Annotated in this window: 20 protein-coding genes; 10 read left to right on the plus strand and 10 right to left on the minus strand. The window is 64.2% G+C overall.

Annotation, left to right across the window (positions count from 1 at the left end; translation table 11 throughout):
* Nucleotides 1-83 precede the first annotated feature (83 nt).
* The 3 genes from QF118_RS07260 to QF118_RS07270 form a co-directional block, all read right to left on the minus strand.
* Nucleotides 84-914, minus strand: a complete 831-nt coding sequence (locus QF118_RS07260) for a hypothetical protein (RefSeq protein WP_282301961.1) — start codon at nt 912-914, stop codon at nt 84-86.
* 12 nt (nt 915-926) lie between these two features.
* Nucleotides 927-1,124 carry a hypothetical protein gene (locus tag QF118_RS07265; RefSeq protein ID WP_282301962.1) on the minus strand — a complete coding sequence of 66 codons (198 nt, stop codon included), beginning with the start codon at nt 1,122-1,124 and terminating at the stop codon, nt 927-929.
* An 87-nt stretch (nt 1,125-1,211) separates the two neighbouring features.
* Complete coding sequence (locus tag QF118_RS07270) at nt 1,212-2,030, minus strand: pseudouridine synthase (RefSeq protein ID WP_282301963.1); 819 nt, start codon at nt 2,028-2,030, stop codon at nt 1,212-1,214.
* Between the two features lie 87 nt (nt 2,031-2,117).
* On the opposite strand from QF118_RS07270, the gene QF118_RS07275 reads away from it, so the two are divergent.
* Nucleotides 2,118-2,567: a nucleoside deaminase gene (locus tag QF118_RS07275; RefSeq protein ID WP_282301964.1), complete on the plus strand. Its 450-nt coding sequence runs from the start codon at nt 2,118-2,120 to the stop codon at nt 2,565-2,567.
* Between the two features lies 1 nt (nt 2,568).
* Nucleotides 2,569-3,126, plus strand: coding sequence for an rRNA large subunit pseudouridine synthase E (locus QF118_RS07280; RefSeq protein ID WP_282301965.1), 558 nt, complete (start codon nt 2,569-2,571; stop codon nt 3,124-3,126).
* 58 nt (nt 3,127-3,184) lie between these two features.
* Here the strand turns inward: QF118_RS07280 and hemF are convergent, their stop codons facing one another.
* From hemF to clpS, 4 genes are read right to left on the minus strand one after another with little or no spacing between them, the layout of a single operon-like run.
* Nucleotides 3,185-4,075, minus strand: coding sequence for an oxygen-dependent coproporphyrinogen oxidase (hemF, locus tag QF118_RS07285; protein ID WP_282301966.1), 891 nt, complete (start codon nt 4,073-4,075; stop codon nt 3,185-3,187).
* 38 nt (nt 4,076-4,113) lie between these two features.
* Nucleotides 4,114-4,914 carry an SDR family NAD(P)-dependent oxidoreductase gene (locus QF118_RS07290; protein ID WP_282301967.1) on the minus strand — a complete coding sequence of 267 codons (801 nt, stop codon included), beginning with the start codon at nt 4,912-4,914 and terminating at the stop codon, nt 4,114-4,116.
* A 47-nt stretch (nt 4,915-4,961) separates the two neighbouring features.
* Nucleotides 4,962-5,954, minus strand: coding sequence for a class I SAM-dependent methyltransferase (locus QF118_RS07295; RefSeq protein WP_282301968.1), 993 nt, complete (start codon nt 5,952-5,954; stop codon nt 4,962-4,964).
* 18 nt (nt 5,955-5,972) lie between these two features.
* Nucleotides 5,973-6,302, minus strand: coding sequence for an ATP-dependent Clp protease adapter ClpS (gene clpS, locus QF118_RS07300; protein WP_282302426.1), 330 nt, complete (start codon nt 6,300-6,302; stop codon nt 5,973-5,975).
* A 126-nt stretch (nt 6,303-6,428) separates the two neighbouring features.
* Here clpS and QF118_RS07305 point away from each other — a divergent pair, with 126 nt between their 5' ends.
* Nucleotides 6,429-7,127 carry an HAD family hydrolase gene (locus QF118_RS07305; RefSeq protein WP_282301969.1) on the plus strand — a complete coding sequence of 233 codons (699 nt, stop codon included), beginning with the start codon at nt 6,429-6,431 and terminating at the stop codon, nt 7,125-7,127.
* Between the two features lie 307 nt (nt 7,128-7,434).
* The gene (locus QF118_RS07310; RefSeq protein ID WP_282301970.1) at nt 7,435-8,859 is read left to right on the plus strand and encodes a D-alanyl-D-alanine carboxypeptidase family protein; all 1,425 of its coding nucleotides are present in this window, start codon (nt 7,435-7,437) and stop codon (nt 8,857-8,859) included.
* 189 nt (nt 8,860-9,048) lie between these two features.
* On the opposite strand, the gene rpsU is transcribed toward QF118_RS07310, so the two are convergent.
* Nucleotides 9,049-9,255, minus strand: a complete 207-nt coding sequence (gene rpsU / locus QF118_RS07315; protein ID WP_066602373.1) for a 30S ribosomal protein S21 — start codon at nt 9,253-9,255, stop codon at nt 9,049-9,051.
* A 161-nt stretch (nt 9,256-9,416) separates the two neighbouring features.
* On the opposite strand from rpsU, the gene QF118_RS07320 reads away from it, so the two are divergent.
* Together QF118_RS07320 and QF118_RS07325 are read left to right on the plus strand one after the other, a co-directional pair.
* Nucleotides 9,417-10,088: a COQ9 family protein gene (locus tag QF118_RS07320; RefSeq protein WP_282301971.1), complete on the plus strand. Its 672-nt coding sequence runs from the start codon at nt 9,417-9,419 to the stop codon at nt 10,086-10,088.
* Between the two features lie 60 nt (nt 10,089-10,148).
* Nucleotides 10,149-11,132 (plus strand): NAD(P)H-quinone oxidoreductase, encoded by a 984-nt coding sequence (locus tag QF118_RS07325; protein ID WP_282301972.1) that lies wholly within the window; start codon nt 10,149-10,151, stop codon nt 11,130-11,132.
* A 44-nt stretch (nt 11,133-11,176) separates the two neighbouring features.
* On the opposite strand, the gene hemC is transcribed toward QF118_RS07325, so the two are convergent.
* Nucleotides 11,177-12,127: a hydroxymethylbilane synthase gene (gene hemC / locus QF118_RS07330; protein WP_282301973.1), complete on the minus strand. Its 951-nt coding sequence runs from the start codon at nt 12,125-12,127 to the stop codon at nt 11,177-11,179.
* Between the two features lie 87 nt (nt 12,128-12,214).
* On the opposite strand from hemC, the gene hemE reads away from it, so the two are divergent.
* Nucleotides 12,215-13,246, plus strand: coding sequence for a uroporphyrinogen decarboxylase (gene hemE, locus QF118_RS07335; RefSeq protein ID WP_282301974.1), 1,032 nt, complete (start codon nt 12,215-12,217; stop codon nt 13,244-13,246).
* A 21-nt stretch (nt 13,247-13,267) separates the two neighbouring features.
* On the opposite strand, the gene QF118_RS07340 is transcribed toward hemE, so the two are convergent.
* Nucleotides 13,268-14,245, minus strand: coding sequence for a DMT family transporter (locus QF118_RS07340; RefSeq protein WP_282301975.1), 978 nt, complete (start codon nt 14,243-14,245; stop codon nt 13,268-13,270).
* 131 nt (nt 14,246-14,376) lie between these two features.
* On the opposite strand from QF118_RS07340, the gene QF118_RS07345 reads away from it, so the two are divergent.
* From QF118_RS07345 to QF118_RS07355, 3 genes are read left to right on the plus strand one after another with little or no spacing between them, the layout of a single operon-like run.
* On the plus strand, nt 14,377-15,312 hold the full coding sequence (locus tag QF118_RS07345) for an ABC transporter ATP-binding protein (protein WP_282301976.1): 936 nt from the start codon (nt 14,377-14,379) through the stop codon (nt 15,310-15,312).
* On the plus strand, nt 15,309-16,070 hold the full coding sequence (locus QF118_RS07350; RefSeq protein WP_282301977.1) for an ABC transporter permease: 762 nt from the start codon (nt 15,309-15,311) through the stop codon (nt 16,068-16,070). The genes QF118_RS07345 and QF118_RS07350 overlap by 4 nt, the downstream gene beginning before the upstream one ends.
* Nucleotides 16,071-16,074: 4 nt before the next feature.
* Nucleotides 16,075-16,695: a YdeI/OmpD-associated family protein gene (locus tag QF118_RS07355; protein ID WP_282301978.1), complete on the plus strand. Its 621-nt coding sequence runs from the start codon at nt 16,075-16,077 to the stop codon at nt 16,693-16,695.
* Nucleotides 16,696-16,713 lie beyond the last annotated feature (18 nt).

Consider the following 16,713-nt stretch of genomic DNA (forward strand, 5'->3'; position numbering starts at 1 on the left):
GGAACCCCCAAGGCACTTCGACTTTGCCCAAAACTTAAGGGCAAAATGCTGCACTTGCTAGGGGGAACTGGACAAAGCCTTTGTCAGGCGGCGCTTTCTCGCGGCATCCGGCCCAGAAGCATATCAGCCTCCATGTCAAAGACATCGCGCCCGGATTTCACGCCGCCGCGGCGGGCGCGGTCTTCGAAGCTTTCGGCCAGAACCTGGATTTTCGCCAGATAGCGGCGGCGGGCAAAGGCAAAATCGAGTGCATTGCGCGACGCCTCGAGGCGGTCCACTTCGTTACCGAAAATCTCGATGAACTTGCTGATCGGCTTGCGCAGGCGCGCCAGAACGCGAAGGTCCGAAGACAGCGCCCGGGTGATCCGGGTGGCCATGTTGCGCGCGGCATCGGTGCGCAGGGTCAGTTCGGTATCGCCCAGCACGGCCACGCGTTCGGACAGCTCGATCAGGATTTCCTCCACCAGGTCCACGTAATCCGCGGCCTCAAGCCGGGCCAGAACGTCGGGGTCGTCCAGACCCTTGTCCTGCATCGGGTCCAGCCCAAAGGCCATCACCCCCAGGCCAAAGGCGATGAGGCCCAGCAGCAGCGGCAGCAGCAGCGAGTCGAAGTGCATTCCCGCCAGGATCAAGACCATGACGCCAATCAGCAGGCTGCCCAGGGTTTTGCGCGGCAGGCGCGGTTTTATTGCGACCGCGGCGGCGTCATAGTCACGTTGCTCTTTCTGACCGGTGGCGATCAGGCGCAGGGCGGTGGCCAGCAGGGCCATTTCGATCACGGCGATGACGATGCTGACGGCCGAATCCTGAAACAGCCACAAGACAAGAGGAAAGGCAGCAAGCAACAGAACGTTCAAACCAGGGTCGAACGACGTCTTGCCCATTTGTGCCAGTGCTTGCAGTCGGTGTTTCATGTCGCCAGTCCGTTACATGTAGCAAAGCGCAAAGATCAGCAGCCACAACATCGCAAACGAGGCGCGCGGGATCAGTTCGCCGGACTTATGGGCCCGCATCGCAGCCGCACTGAGGGTGGCATAGGTGTCCTGAAGGACCATGCGCAGGCCACCCAGGGCCATCAGCAAGGAGCCAACAAGAATCGCGAGTGTCAGAAGCGTGATCATCATGCTTCCAAGCTGGTCGCGAAACCGGGCAAAAAGGGGGCAAGGCTCGGGAGATTCAAAGAATAGTTAAGGCAATCCTAAGCCGGGCGGTCAGGGTTTGCCACGTTTGGGGGCGCGGTTGCGCTGCACCTTGGGCTTGGCCTTGGCGGTGCCGGTGTTGGGCGTGTCCATCTCGAGCCCCAGCTGGTCGCGCAGTATCTTGCGGCGCACGGGCTCGACTTCGCCCGGTTTCAGCTGGCCCAGCTGGAAGGGGCCATAAGAAACCCGGATCAGCCGGTTCACGGTCAACCCGATGTCGATCATGGCGCGGCGGATTTCGCGGTTCTTGCCTTCTCGCAGGCCGACGGTCAGCCAGGCATTGGCCCCTTGCTGGCGGTCGATGCTGACGATCATCGGCTGGAATTTCTGCCCGTCCACCTCGATGCCCTTGCGCAGCGGTTCCAGCGTGGCGTCGGTCGGGCGGCCGTTGACGCGCACGCGGTAGCGGCGCAGCCAGCCGGTCGAGGGCAGTTCCATCTTGCGCTTGAGGGCGCCGTCGTTGGTCAGCAGCAACAGCCCTTCGGAGTTCAGGTCAAGCCGTCCGACGCTCATCACGCGGGGCATGTCCTCGGGCAGGTCGTCATAGATCGTCGGGCGGCCCTGTTCGTCCTTGTTGGTGGTCACAAGGCCGGTGGGCTTGTGATACAGCCACAGCTTGGGTTCCTCGGGGGCGTCCAGCGGTTTGCCGTCGACGACGATCCTGTCCTTGTCGGTGACGTTCAGGGCGGCGCGGTCGATGACCTTGCCGTTGACCTCGATCCGGCCCGCTTCGATCATGCGTTCCACTTCGCGGCGCGATGCAATGCCGGCGCGGGCGATGACCTTGGCGATCCGGTCGCCGGGCGGGGGGGAGGAAGGGTTCTGAGCCATGCCGCCCCTCTACCGCAAATCGCGGGGCTGTCAAAGCGCTCGTTCGATCCCCCTTGGGGTTTGATGCGCAGACTTGTATGAGGGGCCATGACGTTCACCAGCCATATGGATCGCGCCCTGGCGCAGGCCCGTGCCGCCGCCGAGCGCGGCGAGGTGCCGGTTGGCGCCGTCGTGGTGTCGCCGTCGGGCGCGGTGGTCGCCGAGGCGGGCAACCGCACGCGCGAATGCAACGATCCCACCGCCCATGCCGAGATTCTGGCGATCCGCGCAGCCTGCGCGGCGCTGGGGGTGGAACGCCTGCCCGATCACGATCTTTACGTCACGCTGGAGCCTTGCCCGATGTGCGCCGCGGCCATTTCCTTTGCCCGGATCCGCCGCCTGTATTATGGCGCGCAGGATCCCAAATCGGGCGGGGTGGCGCATGGGGCGCGGGTCTATGCGCATCCGCAGTGCCATCACAGGCCCGAAGTTTATGACGGGCTGTCCGAAGACCGCTGTGCCGCGCTGCTGCGCGATTTTTTCGAAGGAAAGCGCTGAGATGGCGCAGGTGATCCTGTTCAACAAACCCTACGGGGTGCTGTCGCAATTCACCGACAAGGGCACCGAGGCCAGCCCGCGCCCGACCTTGTCGGCCTATATCGACCTTCCCGGCGTCTATCCCGCCGGGCGGCTGGACCGCGACAGCGAAGGGTTGATGGTGCTGACCGACGATGGCCGCCTGCAGGCCCGGATTTCCAGCCCCAAATTCAAGCGACCCAAGACCTACCTGGTGCAGGTCGAAGGCCAGCCAGAGCAGGCGCAACTGGAGGCGCTGCGCGGGGGCGTGACGCTGAAAGACGGTTTGACCCGCCCCGCCAAGGCCGAATTGATCTCCGAGCCCGCGCTTTGGGAGCGTGACCCGCCCGTGCGGTTCCGCAAATCGGTGCCGGATGCTTGGCTGCGCCTGACCATCACGGAAGGACGCAACCGCCAGGTGCGCCGGATGACGGCCCATGTCGGCCTGCCTTGCTTGCGTCTGGTGCGTTGGTCGGTGGGGGACTGGACGCTGGACGGATTGGCCCCAGGGGTGTGGCGCGCGGTTCAGGCGTCGGTGTGAGGGGCCAGCCCCTCACACTCCCCGGAGTATTTTCACCAAGAAGAAGCGCAAGGGGTCTTCAGACCCATTTGGCCAGGGGCGGCAGGCTCATCAGCACGGCGTTGGCGTCGTGGCCGGTGGCGAGGCCGAACTTGGTGCCCCGGTCGTAGACAAGGTTATATTCGGCATAAAGGCCGCGGTGGACCAATTGCGTGTCCTTGTCGGCCTCGGAGAAGTCCTGGACGCGGCGCTTTTCCACCAGCGGCAGGAAGGCGGGCAGGAAGGCGCGGCCGATGTCCCGGGTCAGGGCGAAATCGGCGGCCCAGTCGCCGCTGTTGCGGTCATCCATGAAGATGCCGCCGACGCCGCGGGCACGGTTGCGGTGCGGGATGTAGAAATATTCGTCGGCCCACGCCTTGAGCCTAGGGTAGAGGTCATCGCCGTGCGGGTCGAGATGGGTTTTTTGCGCGGCGTGGAAATGCGCGGTGTCCTCGTCGTATTCGATGCAGGGGTTGAGGTCAGAGCCGCCGCCGAACCACCATGCGCCGGGCGTCCAGAACATCCGGGTGTTCATGTGCACGGCGGGGCAATGCGGGTTTTGCATATGCGCCACGAGGCTGATGCCGCTGGCCCAGAACTGCGGGTTTTCGGCGATGCCGGGAACGCCGCGGGCGGCCATGGCCTTTTGCGCGGCCTCGCCCAGGGTACCGTAGACGGTCGAGACATTGACCCCGACCTTTTCGAACACCCGCCCGCCGCGCATCACGCTCATCAATCCGCCGCCGGCGTCGCTGCCATCATCGGACTGGCGTTTGGTTTGCGTGACCTCAAAGCGGCCCGCGTCGGCGCTGGCGAAGGGGCCGCTGGCGTGGCTGTCCTCAAGCCCTTCGAAGGCGGCGACGATTTCGTCGCGCAACTGGCGGAACCACGCGCTGGCCTGTTGTTTTTCGGTTTCCATGGCGTTGGACATCGGTGCCCTCCAGTGTTGGTGAGATGTGGTGCCGCGGGTCAGTGGGCGGGGGCGGCCACCGGGTCCAGCAGGGTGCGCCCGCCATCGATTGTCATGATCTGCCCGGTGACAAAGCCGGCCGCCTCGCTGGCAAGGAATTGAACCGCTTCGGTCAACTCGCCCGGTGCGGCGATGCGGCCCAGGGGGGTGTGGGCCTCGATCTCGGTGCGAAATTCCGAGTGTTCCTTCAGCGTGTCCTTGAGGCTGGCGGACATGACCGACCCGAAGGCCAGCCCGTTGACCCGGATGCGCTGGGGCGCCAGCGCCACGGCCAGGCCCCGGGTCATCTGGTCCAGGGCCGCGCAGGACACCGAATAGCCCAGCAGGTCGGGATGCACACGCTGCCCGGCGATCGACGACAGGTTGACGATGGCGCCAACCTGACCTTCGGTCTGGCCTTCGGCCTGCTTGATCATCCGCTTGGCCACAATCTGGCTGAGCCGCAGCGCCGTCATCAGGTTCTGGGACAGCATCTGGTCCATCGAACCATCATCCAGGTCCAGGGGGTCCGAATGCAGCATCTGGCGCGAGCCGTTGACCAGGATGTCGACGCGGTCAAAGGCGTCCAGCGTGGCCGACAGCAGGTTGGCCAGGGTCAGGCGTTCGCGCAGGTCGCCGGCGAAATACCGCATGTTGCCGTCTTCGCAGACCTCGCCGCATTCCTTGACCAGGCGGGTTTCGTCCATGTCGGCAAAGACCACATTGGCACCCTTGTCGACGAAATGCCGCGCGATGGCCAGTCCGACGCCATTTGCGGCCCCGGTCACGATGGCGGTCTTGCCTTCGATGCTGAAACTCATGGGAAAGGCCCTTTTGTCAGGTGCAAAGCAGCGGGAATATCCGATCCCTATCGCCGCTGGCGCGTCGGCCGCGCGGCGTGCAGAATCTTGAATTTCGAATTGCCCGCGATTTCGGAATGTTCGCGGAACAGATGGGCCAGGGCCACCTCGTAGGGCAGGTGGCGGTTGGCGACCATCCAAAGCTGGCCGTGCGGGGCCAGGATCCGTGCGGCGGCGGCGACAAAGGCCTGCCCCAGCTTGGGGTCAGCCTTGCGGCCGACGTGAAACGGCGGGTTCATCACGACAACATCCAGGCCGCGCTGCGGCGCCCAGCGGGTTGCGTCGGCCCAATGAAACTCGGCGCGCGGGTCGCTGACGTTCAGGCGGGCGCAGTCCAGCGCGGTCTGCTCGGCCTCGACCAGGTGCAGGTGTTTGACCGCGGGGCGTTTGAGGATCTCGCGCGACAGCCAGCCCCATCCGGCGCCCAGGTCGGCGACGACGCCTTTCAGGGTGTCGGGCAGGACCTCGGCCAGCGCCTGCGAGGCCGGGTCCGGGCCGTCGGCGGAGAACACGCCGGGCGCGGTCATGTCGCCGCTGGCGTTGCGGGCCATGGCCGGGCGGGCCCAGTCGGCCAGCGCCGCGCCGGCGGTGAACCACAGGCATTTTCCATGCGCCTTTGACACCTGACCCTGCACCGCGACCTTGCCCTTGAGGGCCTTGGCAATGGATTCGATCCCATCGGTCTTGGCGCCATTGACCACCACCAAGCCTCCGGGGGCGGCGGCTTCCTCGGCGCGGGCGATCCAGGTTTCGGCCAGGTCACGGGCGCGCGGCAGGGTGACGATGACGGCGGCATAGGGACCGTTCAGCGCCGTTGCCAGCGCGGCGCCCTGCGACTGCCAGGCGTCGACTTCGGGGCGGAAGGTCTGGATGATCTCGCAGCGCTCGGCTTTGATCGGAAGCCCGTCTTCGGCCAGCGCGCCCATCAAGGCGATGCGGCCCTCGGAGGGCAGGGTCAATCCGCCCTTATCAATGGCGAAACGGAGGCGTTCGGCGTTCATGACGAAACGGGCCGCGCCCTATTCCTTTTCCATGGTGCATTGCAGCGGGTGCTGGTGGCGACGGGCGAAATCCATGACCTGGCTTACCTTTGTTTCGGCAATTTCGTGGGAAAAGACGCCGACCACGGCGACGCCTTTCTTGTGGACCGTCAGCATCACCTCGAAGGCCTGGGCATGGGTCATGCCAAAGAACCGTTCCAGTACATGCACCACGAATTCCATCGGGGTATAGTCGTCGTTCAGCAGCAGCACCTTGTACAACGGTGGGCGCTTTGTCTTGGGTCTGGTCTGCAGCACAACGCCAAGATCGCCCTGCCCGTCGCCGGGCTGGTCGCTGTCGGAGGCCATGCCAGAGGTCCTCGAAAACTGGGCCTGCATCATTACGTCTGCCACGCTTTTGCGTTCCATCATCAGGGGGGTGTATATAACCTGTAAGTCGTCCGGGAAAAGGGGGGGCGGCCAGTAGGGGGCAGAATGGCGCAGAAATTGCAGACAATCGGCTTTGATGCGGACGATACCCTTTGGCACAACGAACGTTTCTTTCACCTGACCCAGCAGCGATTCGCGGAATTGCTGGCCGACCATGCGCCGCGTGATCACCTGGATGCCCGGCTGCTGGCTGCGGAACGGCGCAACATCGGACACTATGGATTCGGGGTAAAGGGCTTTACCCTGTCGATGATCGAAACCGCCATCGAGGTGACCGAAGGGCGGGTGCCCGCCGAGGTCATCTCGAAACTGCTTCTGGCGGGGCGCGAAATGCTGGATCATCCGATGGAACTGTTGCCCCATGCGCGCCAGGCGGTCGAGGCGGTGGCCGGTCAGTACCACGTCTTGTTGATCACCAAGGGCGACCTGCTGCACCAGGAACGCAAGCTGGCGCAATCGGGGCTGGGCGATCTGTTCGACGGGGTCGAGATCGTGTCGGACAAGCAGGCGGCGACCTATGCGCGCATCTTCGGGGCTGCGCCCGGCGGGGCCGGGGCGGCGATGATGGTGGGCAATTCGATGAAATCCGACGTGATTCCCGCCATCGAAGCCGGCGGTTGGGGCGTCTTTGTGCCCCATGATCTGGCCTGGGATCTCGAACATGCCGAACCGCCCGAAGCGCCGCGGTATCGCGCCCTTCACGACCTGTCGGGTCTTGCGGATCTGGTCGCGCGGATCGGCTGATCCGGGGCCCCAAACGCTGCCTTATTCCTGCCACATTTCGCCACATTCCGACCACAATCGCCTGTATAGGGTCCGCGGCGGGTGTCACCCCCAAGATATGCCAAGGCGCGTTAACGAAAATCTCTGAATATCAAGGCATTGCAGGGTTTTCTTGACGCAGGGCCTGTGCTAGCATTTGGGTAACCAAAAAACGAGCTCACCGAAAAATCGGGGGCCAGAGGCAGTAAATAGGCGGAACATGCAGACGGGACGTCGCAGGCAGCACACAGGCCGTATTGGCCTGTATATCATCACGTTGATTTGGCTCATGCTTTTGGTGCCGCTCAGCGCCATGGCCGCACCCTATGCGGCGATGGTGATGGACGCACGAACCGGCAAGGTCCTGCATACGGACAACGCTGACACGCGCCTGCACCCCGCCTCTTTGACCAAGATGATGACGCTGTATATCGCCTTTGAGGCGGTCGAAAACGGCGAGCTGACAATGGACACCCTTGTCACCGTATCGCGCAATGCAGCGTCCGAACCGCCCTCCAAGCTGGGCCTGCGCGAAGGTCAGAAAATCAAGCTGCGCTACCTGGTGCGCGCCGCCGCTGTCAAATCGGCCAACGACGCCGCCACCGCCATCGGCGAGGCGATCTCCGGCTCCGAAGCCGCTTTTGCCCGGCGCATGAACCGCACGGCCAAGGCGATGGGGATGACCCGCACCAGCTTCAAGAACGCCCACGGCCTGACGGAAAACGGGCACCTGTCGACCGCACGCGACATGACCATTCTGGGCCGTCACGTGATCTACGACTACCCGCAGTATTATAACCTGTTCTCGCGCATCACCGCCGATGCCGGGGTGGGCACGGTCAGCCATACCAACCGCCGCCTGCTCAGCAGCTATCAGGGCGCGGACGGGATCAAGACCGGCTATACCCGGGCGGCGGGTTTCAACCTTGTTGCCTCGGCGCAGCGGGGCAACGAACGGGTGATCGCCACAGTCTTTGGCGGCAGCTCGACCGCGTCGCGCAATGCCAAGGTGGCCGAATTGCTTGATCTTGGATTCCGCAAGTCGCCTTCGGGGGGCGGGGTCCGCGCCCCGGGCAAGCCTGAATACCAGGGGCAGGGCGCAAGCGATCTGATCGCCGACAACAACAGCCCCGCGCCCGGCGCGCGGGCCAAGTCGATTCGCGTGGCCAGCGCGGCAGTCACGCGCAGCCTGCGCCCGCAGGTTCGCCCCAGCCTTGTGTCGCCGGCAGATGTCGCGCCGCTGGTGGCCGGGGTCCAGGACGATATCGAGAACATGCTCAAAGAGGTGCAGTCGGTGGCCGCCGTGGCCCCCAGCGCCCCGGCAAAACCCGAACCCAAGACCGTCAGTGTCGCGCCTGCGGCTTCGATCAAACCGGCGCGGCGTCCGCAGGGCGTGGTGTTGGCGTCGAACCCGCCGCGCGCCGAGGCGACCCCCGCGCTCAAGGCCGAGGTGGTCACGCGCCTGTCGACGTCCGGCGGGCGGCACTGGGGCATCAACGTGGGCCGCTATTCCAGCCGCTTCGAGGCGGAAAAGGTCATGCTGAAAACCGCGCTGATTGAAACCGCGACGCTGGACGGCGCCCTGCGCAAGGTGAACCAGGGCAAGCGCGGCTTTGATGCGAATTTCATGGGACTGACGCGCGATCAGGCGGATCTGGCCTGCCGCAGGCTTCAGGCCCGGCAGATCACCTGCTTCATGATCGGGCCCAGCTGACATCCAACGCCCCCGGACCTCGCGAAATCAGCCGATGGCCCCGCCGTCGGCTTTTTCGTGCCGGATGCGGCGCGGAGGACCCGGATCACGCCATGCGCTGCCCCCAGAAAACGACAAACCCCCGAAAGGCGGATGCCCCGGGGGTCGTCTTGTGACTTCAGTGTATAAAGTCGATCGTGCGGGGTGTGCTTAGAGCATACCTTCGCGCTGGGCCTTTTTACGTGCCAGCTTGCGCGCGCGGCGGATGGCCTCGGCCTTTTCACGGGCTTTCTTGACCGACGGTTTCTCGAAATGCTGCTTGAGCTTCATTTCGCGGAACACGCCTTCGCGCTGGAGCTTTTTCTTCAGGGCACGAAGCGCCTGATCGACGTTGTTATCACGAACACTGACCTGCATGTGGTTGTCACCACCTTTCTAGATAGAGTTGCAAGGATTTGCAGGAAGTGGCCTGATAGCCGCCTTCGCCCTATTTGTCAAAGGGGCGCGCGCGATTTGTCCGGTTTTCTCGGACGCTGTGCGGGTCTAACGTGACCAAGCAAGTTATCAAGGAGGCATTGATGCCTGACACTCTGCAAACCCGCCTGCTGGACGCCATCCTGATGCATGTGCCGTTTGACGGCTGGTCCGAGCCCAGCTTTGCCGCCGCGATCGAGGATGCAGGCGTTGATCCCGTCGTGGCGCGCAGCCTGTTTCCGCGCGGCGCGGTCGATCTGGCCGTGGCCTATCACAAGGCCGGGGATGCCGAGATGCTGCGCCGGATCGAGGCCGCGGACCTGTCCGAGATGCGCTTTCGCGACAAGGTGGCCTTTGCCGTGCGCGCCCGGATCGAGGCGGTCGATGACCGCGAAGTCGTGCGCCGGGGAACCGCGCTGTTTGCCCTGCCGATGCATGCGGTCGATGGGGCCAAGCTGATTTGGGGCACCGCCGATGCGATCTGGAATGCGCTGGGCGACAGCTCGCGCGATTTCAACTGGTACACCAAGCGCGCGACGCTGTCGGCGGTCTATTCGTCCACCGTGCTGTACTGGCTGGGCGACGAATCGCCGGAAAACACCGCAACCTGGGAGTTTCTCGATCGCCGGATCGAAGATGTGATGCGCTTTGAAAAGACCAAGGCCCAGATGCGCGACAACCCCTTGCTGTCGCGGCTGATGGCGGGGCCGGGCAAGCTGGCCGAACGGATCAAGGCGCCCGACGGCGCGGCCAGCGACCTGCCCGGCGGCGGCTGACGCGCTGTTGCCCCCGCCGCGCGGATCGGTCACTTTGCCCGTCAAATGACGGAGACAAAGATGACAGACACAATGCGCGCCGTGGAGATCACCGAAGCCGGTGGCCCCGAAGTCCTGAAACTTTGCGAGCGTCCCGTGCCGCAGTCCGGCCACGGGCAGGTGGTGATCAAGCTGGCCTATGCCGGTGTGAACCGCCCCGACGCGCTGCAACGCGCGGGCAGCTATGCGCCGCCGCCCACCGCCTCGGACCTGCCGGGACTTGAAGGCGCGGGCGAGGTGGTGGCCATCGGTGCTGGCGTTGACGAGCTGAAGATCGGCGATCAGGTCTGTGCCCTGCTGCCCGGCGGCGGCTATGCCGAATACGTCGCCACACCTGCGGCGCACTGCCTGCCGGTGCCGCAGGGGCTGGACCTGAAACAGGCCGCCTGCCTGCCCGAGACCTTCTATACCGTCTGGTCCAATGTCTTCATGCGTGGCGGGTTGCAGGCGGGTGAACGTTTTCTGGTTCATGGCGGATCGTCCGGGATCGGCACGACCGCGATCCAGCTGGCGCGCGAATTCGGCGCGCGGGTCTTTACCACCGCCGGGTCGGATGACAAATGCAAGGCCTGCACCGATCTGGGGGCCGAACGCGCGATCAATTACCGCGACGAGGATTTCCTTGAAATCCTGAGGGCCGAGGGCGGCGCGAACCTGATCCTCGACATGGTCGGCGGGTCCTACCTGCCACGCAACGTGCGGGCGCTGGCCAATGACGGGCGACTGGTGCAGATCGCCTTTCTGACCGGCCCCAAGGTCGAGCTGAACTTTGCCGAGGTCATGATGCGCCGCCTGACCATAACCGGCAGCACGCTGCGTCCGCAAAGCGATCTGGCCAAGGCGCGGATTGCCGATCAGTTGCGCGAAAAAGTCTGGCCGCTGCTGGACGCCGGGAAAATCGCCCCGGTGATGGATTCCGAATTCCCGCTGGTAGACGCCGCAAAGGCCCATGCCCGCATGGAAAGCTCAGGTCATATCGGGAAAATCGTTCTCAAGATCGGCTGAGGGGTCGGGGCTTGGCCCCGCCCTACACCGTGCCGCGCCTGTGTTCAGTCAAAGAAACCGGGACCGGCGGCGGTCAGCAGCCGGTTGGCCAGTTCGTGCCCCAGTTGTGGGCCGTCGGCGATGCGGCCGGTAATCTCGTCGGCATGGCTGGCGGACCCATCGGGGCGCAGGATCTCTCCGCGCAGCCGCAGGATGTCGCCGTCCAGTTCCGCCAGCGCGGCAATCGGTGTCTCGCACGACCCGTCCAGCGCTGCAAGAAAGGACCGTTCCGCCGCCAGACGCTGGCCGGTAGGGGTGTCGTGGATCGCGGCCAGCATGTCCCTTGCGCGCGTGTCATCGACCCGCCTTTCGATCCCGATGGCGCCTTGGGCCACGGCGGGCAGCATGTCCTCGGGCTCGATCGCGGACTTTGGAACGTCGTCCATGTGCATCCGGTTCAGCCCGGCCATGGCCAGAAAGGTCGCCGTCGCCACGCCATCGCCCAGCTTTTTCAGCCGGGTCTGCACGTTGCCGCGAAATTCCACCACCTGCAGGTCAGGCCGCCGCGCCAGCAGTTGCGCGCGGCGCCGCAAGGACGAGGTGCCCACGACTGCGCCCTGCGGCAGATCATGCAGGCTGCTGAAGGCCGGACTGATGAAGGCGTCGCGCGTATCCTCGCGCGGCAGATAGCAATCCAGCATCAGGCCGTCGGGCTGCTCGGTCGGCATGTCCTTCATCGAATGCACGGCGATGTCGATCCCGCCCGCCAGCATGGCCTCTTCGATTTCCTTGGTGAACAGACCCTTGTTGCCGATTTCCTTGAGCGGCCGATCCGCCTGGATCATCGAACGGTCATCGCCGGTCGTCTTGATCACCACGATCTCGAATGCCGCCTCGGGCAGGTCAAAGGCCGCGCCAAGGCGCGCGCGTGTTTCGTAGGCCTGGGCAAGCGCCAGGGGCGATCCACGGGTGCCGATTTTCAAGGGTGCAGCGGGGCTGGGAAGCTCATATGTCATGGGGCAAATCTTTATGCGGCGCTTTGGGCGGTGGCAATGGCATCTGATTTGACATATTGCCGCCCAAGACAAGAATAGGAGGCCCCGATGACCAAAACGATCCTGCGCGCCCTGGCGGGCGAAACCCTGCCCACACCGCCGATCTGGATGATGCGTCAGGCGGGCCGCTATCTGCCGGAATACAAGGCCACGCGGGCGCAAGCCGGGGATTTCCTGTCGCTGTGCTACAACCCGGAACTGGCGACCGAGGTGACGTTGCAGCCGATCCGCCGCTACGGCTTTGACGCGGCGATCCTGTTTGCCGACATCCTGCTGTTGCCGCAGGCGCTGGGGGCGGATCTGTGGTTTGTCACCGGCGAAGGCCCGCGCCTGTCCACGATCACCACGATGGACGAATTCGACAAGCTGGGCCGGGGCGAGATGATCCACGACACCCTGTCGCCGATCTATGAAACCGTGCGCCGCCTGCGCAAGGCGCTGCCCGAGGAAACCACCCTGATCGGCTTCGCAGGCGCGCCCTGGACCGTGGCAACCTACATGATCGCCGGGCGCGGCACGCCGGATCAGGGCCCGGCCCATGCGCTGAAGGCGGAAAACCGTCCGGTGTTCGATGCGATCATCGACCGGCTGACCGAATCCACCATCGACTATCTGTCCGAACAGGTGAAAGCGGGCGCCGAGGTCATCAAGATTTTCGACAGCTGGGCCGGCTCGCTGAAAGGCGAGGATTTCGACCGCTACGCCATGCAGCCGACCCGCACCATCGTGCAGGAGCTCAAGTCGCGCTTTCCGGGCCTGCCGATCATCGCCTTTCCGCGTCAGGCGGGCGACAATTATATCGGCTTTCATCAGGCGACGGGCGCCGACTGCGTGGCGCTGGACGACAGCGTGACGCCCGAGTGGGCGGCCGAGCATGTCCAGCCCCACGGCTGCGTGCAGGGCAACCTGGCCAGCAGCCATATGGTCACCGGTGGCCAGGCCCTGATCGACGAGACAAAGCGCGTGGTTCAGGCGTTTTCCAAGGGCCCGCATATCTTCAATCTGGGGCATGGCATCACGCCGGACGCCGATCCGGAAAACGTGCAGCTGATGATCGACACGGTGCGCGGCAAGGTCTGACCTTTTGGGCGCAGGGGCGGTTCAACGCCGCCCCCAGCGCCCGCGCCGTCCCGGCATCGGGCGCGCCTTGGCCTGCTCACGCAGGAACACGAACAGGCCCGCACCGATGATCAGCGCGCAGCCGATCCATGTCGACACGGTCGGCCATTCACCAAAGATCAGCCAGCCCCAAAAGATCGCCATCGGCAGGCCGATGTATTCAAACGGCGCAATCGTGGCGGCATTGGCCATGCGGTAGGCCGCGCTTAGACAATAGCCCACAACGCCCGAACAGATCCCCAGCCCGATGAACACCGGCCAGTCGCCCGGCGCGGGCCAGACCCAGGCGCGCAGCAGGAAAATCAGGCTTTCGTTGGTGACCCCTTCCGCATAGCGGCCGTCCCCGGCGACCAGGTAGAACCCCGTCGACACCACCAGAAAGGTCGTCTGGATATAGACCGCCAGCGCCGAGGCCCGCGTTGTCACCCCCAGCCGCCGGGTCATCACCTGCATCAGCGCATACAGCGCCGCCGCGATCACCGGCAGCAGCAGCACAAGGCGCGACACCTCCAGATCGGTTTTCCACGGCTGCTGCATGATCACCACGCCGGCAAAGCCGACGATCACCGCGCCCATCCGCAAGGGCCCGACCTTTTCCCCCAGCATCGGGATCGACAGCAGGGTGATGAACAGGGGCGCGACGAAAAACAGCGCCGTCGCCTGGCCCAGCGGCAGAACCGCCACCGCCGCGTAAAAAGTCATGTTGGCAAAGACCACCAGACCCCCGCGCAGCATGTGCAGGAACGGGGTCTTGCTGCGCAGGATGCCCAGCCCGCCTTCGTAAAAGACAAAGCCAAAGGTGAACACCAACCCGATGGCCGAGCGGGCAAAGACCATCTGGTGCAGCGGATAGCCACCCGACAGCACCTTGATCAGAAGATCGTTGATCGAAATGGCGACAACGCCAAGGCAAATCAAAAGAATGCCAAGGCCGGCCTGATTGAGCGATGAAGGTTGCATGCCCCAGCCTTAGTCCTGCGCGCAGACCCGGACCATCCCAAAAGCGACATGCATGACCCTTGTGCATTTCTGCAGCTTTGTTTTGTGAACCGATCAGTCTAGATATGAGCGACGAACAGGAAAGGCACACCATGTCCATGGTATCCATCCGCGAGGCGCGGAAAATCTATGACGGCGGTTTCGAGGCGCTCAAAGGCGTCGATCTGACCATCGAGCAGGGCGAAATCCTTGCCTTGCTTGGCCCCAACGGCGCGGGCAAGACGACGCTGATCTCGGCGATCTGCGGCATCACGCAGCCGACCTCGGGCACGATCGAGGTGGGGGGGCATGATGTCGTGCGCGACTACCGCGCCGCGCGCCGCCTGATCGGGTTGGTGCCGCAGGAAATCAACCTTGAGCCCTTTGAGAAGGTGTTCAACACCGTGCGCTTTTCACGCGGGCTTTTTGGACTGCCGCGCAATGATGCGTTGATCGAACAGGTGCTGCGCAAGCTGTCGCTGTGGGACAAACGCGACACGCCGGTGCGGGCCCTGTCGGGTGGCATGAAGCGGCGCGTGCTGATCGCCAAGGCGCTGAGCCACGAGCCGCGCGTGCTGTTCCTGGACGAACCCACCGCCGGGGTCGACGTCGAATTGCGCCGCGACATGTGGGAAATCGTCGAAGAGCTGCGCCGCGACGGTGTCACCATCATCCTGACCACCCATTACATCGAAGAGGCCGAGGCCATCGCCGACCGCATCGGCGTGATCAACAAGGGCCAGATCCTGCTGGTTGAGGACAAGGCCAGCCTGATGGCCCGCATGGGCCGCAAAGAGCTGCGCATCGAACTGGACGATCCGATCGAAACCCTTCCCGAAGCCCTGTCCAGCTTTGCCCTGACGATCGAGGATGAAGGCCGCCATCTGGTCTATGTCTACGACACCGGGGCGCAGCGCACCGGCATCGCCCGGCTGATGACCGCGCTTGGCGAGCAGGGGATCGTGGTGCGCGACGTGTCCACTGCGCAAAGCTCGCTCGAGGAAATCTTTGTCGGCCTTGTCGCCGACCAGCAGGAGGGCGCGGCATGAACGTCGGAGCCATCAAGGCCATCTACCGCAACGAAATGGCCCGCTTTTTCCGCACGCTGGCGCAAAGCTTCATCTCGCCGGTGATCTCGACCTCGCTGTATTTCGTTGTCTTCGGCGCGGCCATCGGCAGCCGGATCGACCAGGTCGAAGGCGTCAGCTATGGCGCCTTTATCGTGCCCGGGCTGATCATGCTCAGCGTTATCACGCAGGCCATTTCCAACGCCTCTTTCGGCATCTATTTCCCGAAATTCATCGGCACGATTTACGAACTGCTGTCGGCCCCGGTGAACTTTCTGGAAATCGTCATCGGCTATGTGGGAGCAGCGGCGACCAAGGCGCTGTTCATTGGTGTCGTCATCCTGGGCACCGCGTCGCTGTTCGTCGACATTTCGATCATGCACCCCTTTGCCATGGTGGCCTTTCTGGTCCTGACCTGCATCAGCTTTTCCCTGATGGGGTTCATCATCGGCATCTGGGCGGGCAATTTCGAACAGCTGCAACTGGTGCCGCTGCTGATCGTCACGCCGCTGATCTTTCTTGGCGGGTCGTTCTATTCGATCTCGATGCTGCCGCCGGTGTGGCAGACGATCACCCTGTTCAACCCGGTGGTCTACCTGATCTCGGGCTTTCGCTGGGCGTTCTTTGGTACGGCGGACGTACCCATCGGCCTGAGCCTTCTCGCCATCGCCGGGTTCACGGCGCTGTGCCTGGCCGTGGTCTGGTGGATATTCAAGACCGGCTGGCGGATCAGGACGTAATCCCATGATCACCGATCCGAAGGCGTTTTTCACCAAAGGTTGCGGGCGTTGTGACCGGTTCGACACGCCCGCATGCTCCGCTATGGTCTGGGGCGCGGGGCTGGCGGCCTTGCGCCAGCTGTGTCTGGATGCCGGGCTGGAGGAAACCGCGAAGTGGGGGCACCCGGTTTACATGCATGCCGGGCGCAACATCGCGATCCTGGGCGCCTTTCGCGGCGATTTCCGCCTGACGTTTTTCAACGCGGCCCTGATGAAAGACCCGCAAGGCGTGCTGGAACGGCAGGGACCAAACACACAAAACCCCGGCATGATCCGCTTTGAGCAGGCCGCGCAGGTCGCCGACAAGGCGCCCATCATCACCGCCTACCTGGCCGAGGCGATGGGCTATGCCGAGGCGGGCCTGAAACCCCCGAAAGTCGAAACCACGCTGGACCTGCCGGATGAGTTGGTCGAAGCCCTTGACGGCGATCCCGAACTGGCCGAGGCGTTTCACGCCCTGACCCCGGGGCGTCAGAAAAGCTATGTGATCAATCTGAACGGCGCGAAAAAGCCTGAAACGCGGCGGTCCCGGATCGCCGCGTTTCGAGGCAAGATACTGGCCGGAAAAGGCGCGACCGAGCGTTAGCCGCCGCGCCTTGACCGG

This window comes from Tropicibacter oceani, from assembly GCF_029958925.1.
Lineage (GTDB): Bacteria > Pseudomonadota > Alphaproteobacteria > Rhodobacterales > Rhodobacteraceae > Pacificoceanicola > Pacificoceanicola oceani.

Bases quoted from the DNA above. Each gene is read 5' to 3' on its own strand.
- QF118_RS07260 (WP_282301961.1), bottom strand. From the start codon at position 914: ATGAAACACCGACTGCAAGCACTGGCACAAATGGGCAAGACGTCGTTC.
- QF118_RS07265 (WP_282301962.1), bottom strand. From the start codon at position 1,124: ATGATGATCACGCTTCTGACACTCGCGATTCTTGTTGGCTCCTTGCTG.
- QF118_RS07270 (WP_282301963.1), bottom strand. From the start codon at position 2,030: ATGGCTCAGAACCCTTCCTCCCCCCCGCCCGGCGACCGGATCGCCAAG.
- QF118_RS07275 (WP_282301964.1), top strand. From the start codon at position 2,118: ATGACGTTCACCAGCCATATGGATCGCGCCCTGGCGCAGGCCCGTGCC.
- QF118_RS07280 (WP_282301965.1), top strand. From the start codon at position 2,569: ATGGCGCAGGTGATCCTGTTCAACAAACCCTACGGGGTGCTGTCGCAA.
- hemF (WP_282301966.1), bottom strand. From the start codon at position 4,075: ATGTCCAACGCCATGGAAACCGAAAAACAACAGGCCAGCGCGTGGTTC.
- QF118_RS07290 (WP_282301967.1), bottom strand. From the start codon at position 4,914: ATGAGTTTCAGCATCGAAGGCAAGACCGCCATCGTGACCGGGGCCGCA.
- QF118_RS07295 (WP_282301968.1), bottom strand. From the start codon at position 5,954: ATGAACGCCGAACGCCTCCGTTTCGCCATTGATAAGGGCGGATTGACC.
- clpS (WP_282302426.1), bottom strand. From the start codon at position 6,302: ATGGCCTCCGACAGCGACCAGCCCGGCGACGGGCAGGGCGATCTTGGC.
- QF118_RS07305 (WP_282301969.1), top strand. From the start codon at position 6,429: ATGGCGCAGAAATTGCAGACAATCGGCTTTGATGCGGACGATACCCTT.
- QF118_RS07310 (WP_282301970.1), top strand. From the start codon at position 7,435: ATGCTTTTGGTGCCGCTCAGCGCCATGGCCGCACCCTATGCGGCGATG.
- rpsU (WP_066602373.1), bottom strand. From the start codon at position 9,255: ATGCAGGTCAGTGTTCGTGATAACAACGTCGATCAGGCGCTTCGTGCC.
- QF118_RS07320 (WP_282301971.1), top strand. From the start codon at position 9,417: ATGCCTGACACTCTGCAAACCCGCCTGCTGGACGCCATCCTGATGCAT.
- QF118_RS07325 (WP_282301972.1), top strand. From the start codon at position 10,149: ATGACAGACACAATGCGCGCCGTGGAGATCACCGAAGCCGGTGGCCCC.
- hemC (WP_282301973.1), bottom strand. From the start codon at position 12,127: ATGACATATGAGCTTCCCAGCCCCGCTGCACCCTTGAAAATCGGCACC.
- hemE (WP_282301974.1), top strand. From the start codon at position 12,215: ATGACCAAAACGATCCTGCGCGCCCTGGCGGGCGAAACCCTGCCCACA.
- QF118_RS07340 (WP_282301975.1), bottom strand. From the start codon at position 14,245: ATGCAACCTTCATCGCTCAATCAGGCCGGCCTTGGCATTCTTTTGATT.
- QF118_RS07345 (WP_282301976.1), top strand. From the start codon at position 14,377: ATGTCCATGGTATCCATCCGCGAGGCGCGGAAAATCTATGACGGCGGT.
- QF118_RS07350 (WP_282301977.1), top strand. From the start codon at position 15,309: ATGAACGTCGGAGCCATCAAGGCCATCTACCGCAACGAAATGGCCCGC.
- QF118_RS07355 (WP_282301978.1), top strand. From the start codon at position 16,075: ATGATCACCGATCCGAAGGCGTTTTTCACCAAAGGTTGCGGGCGTTGT.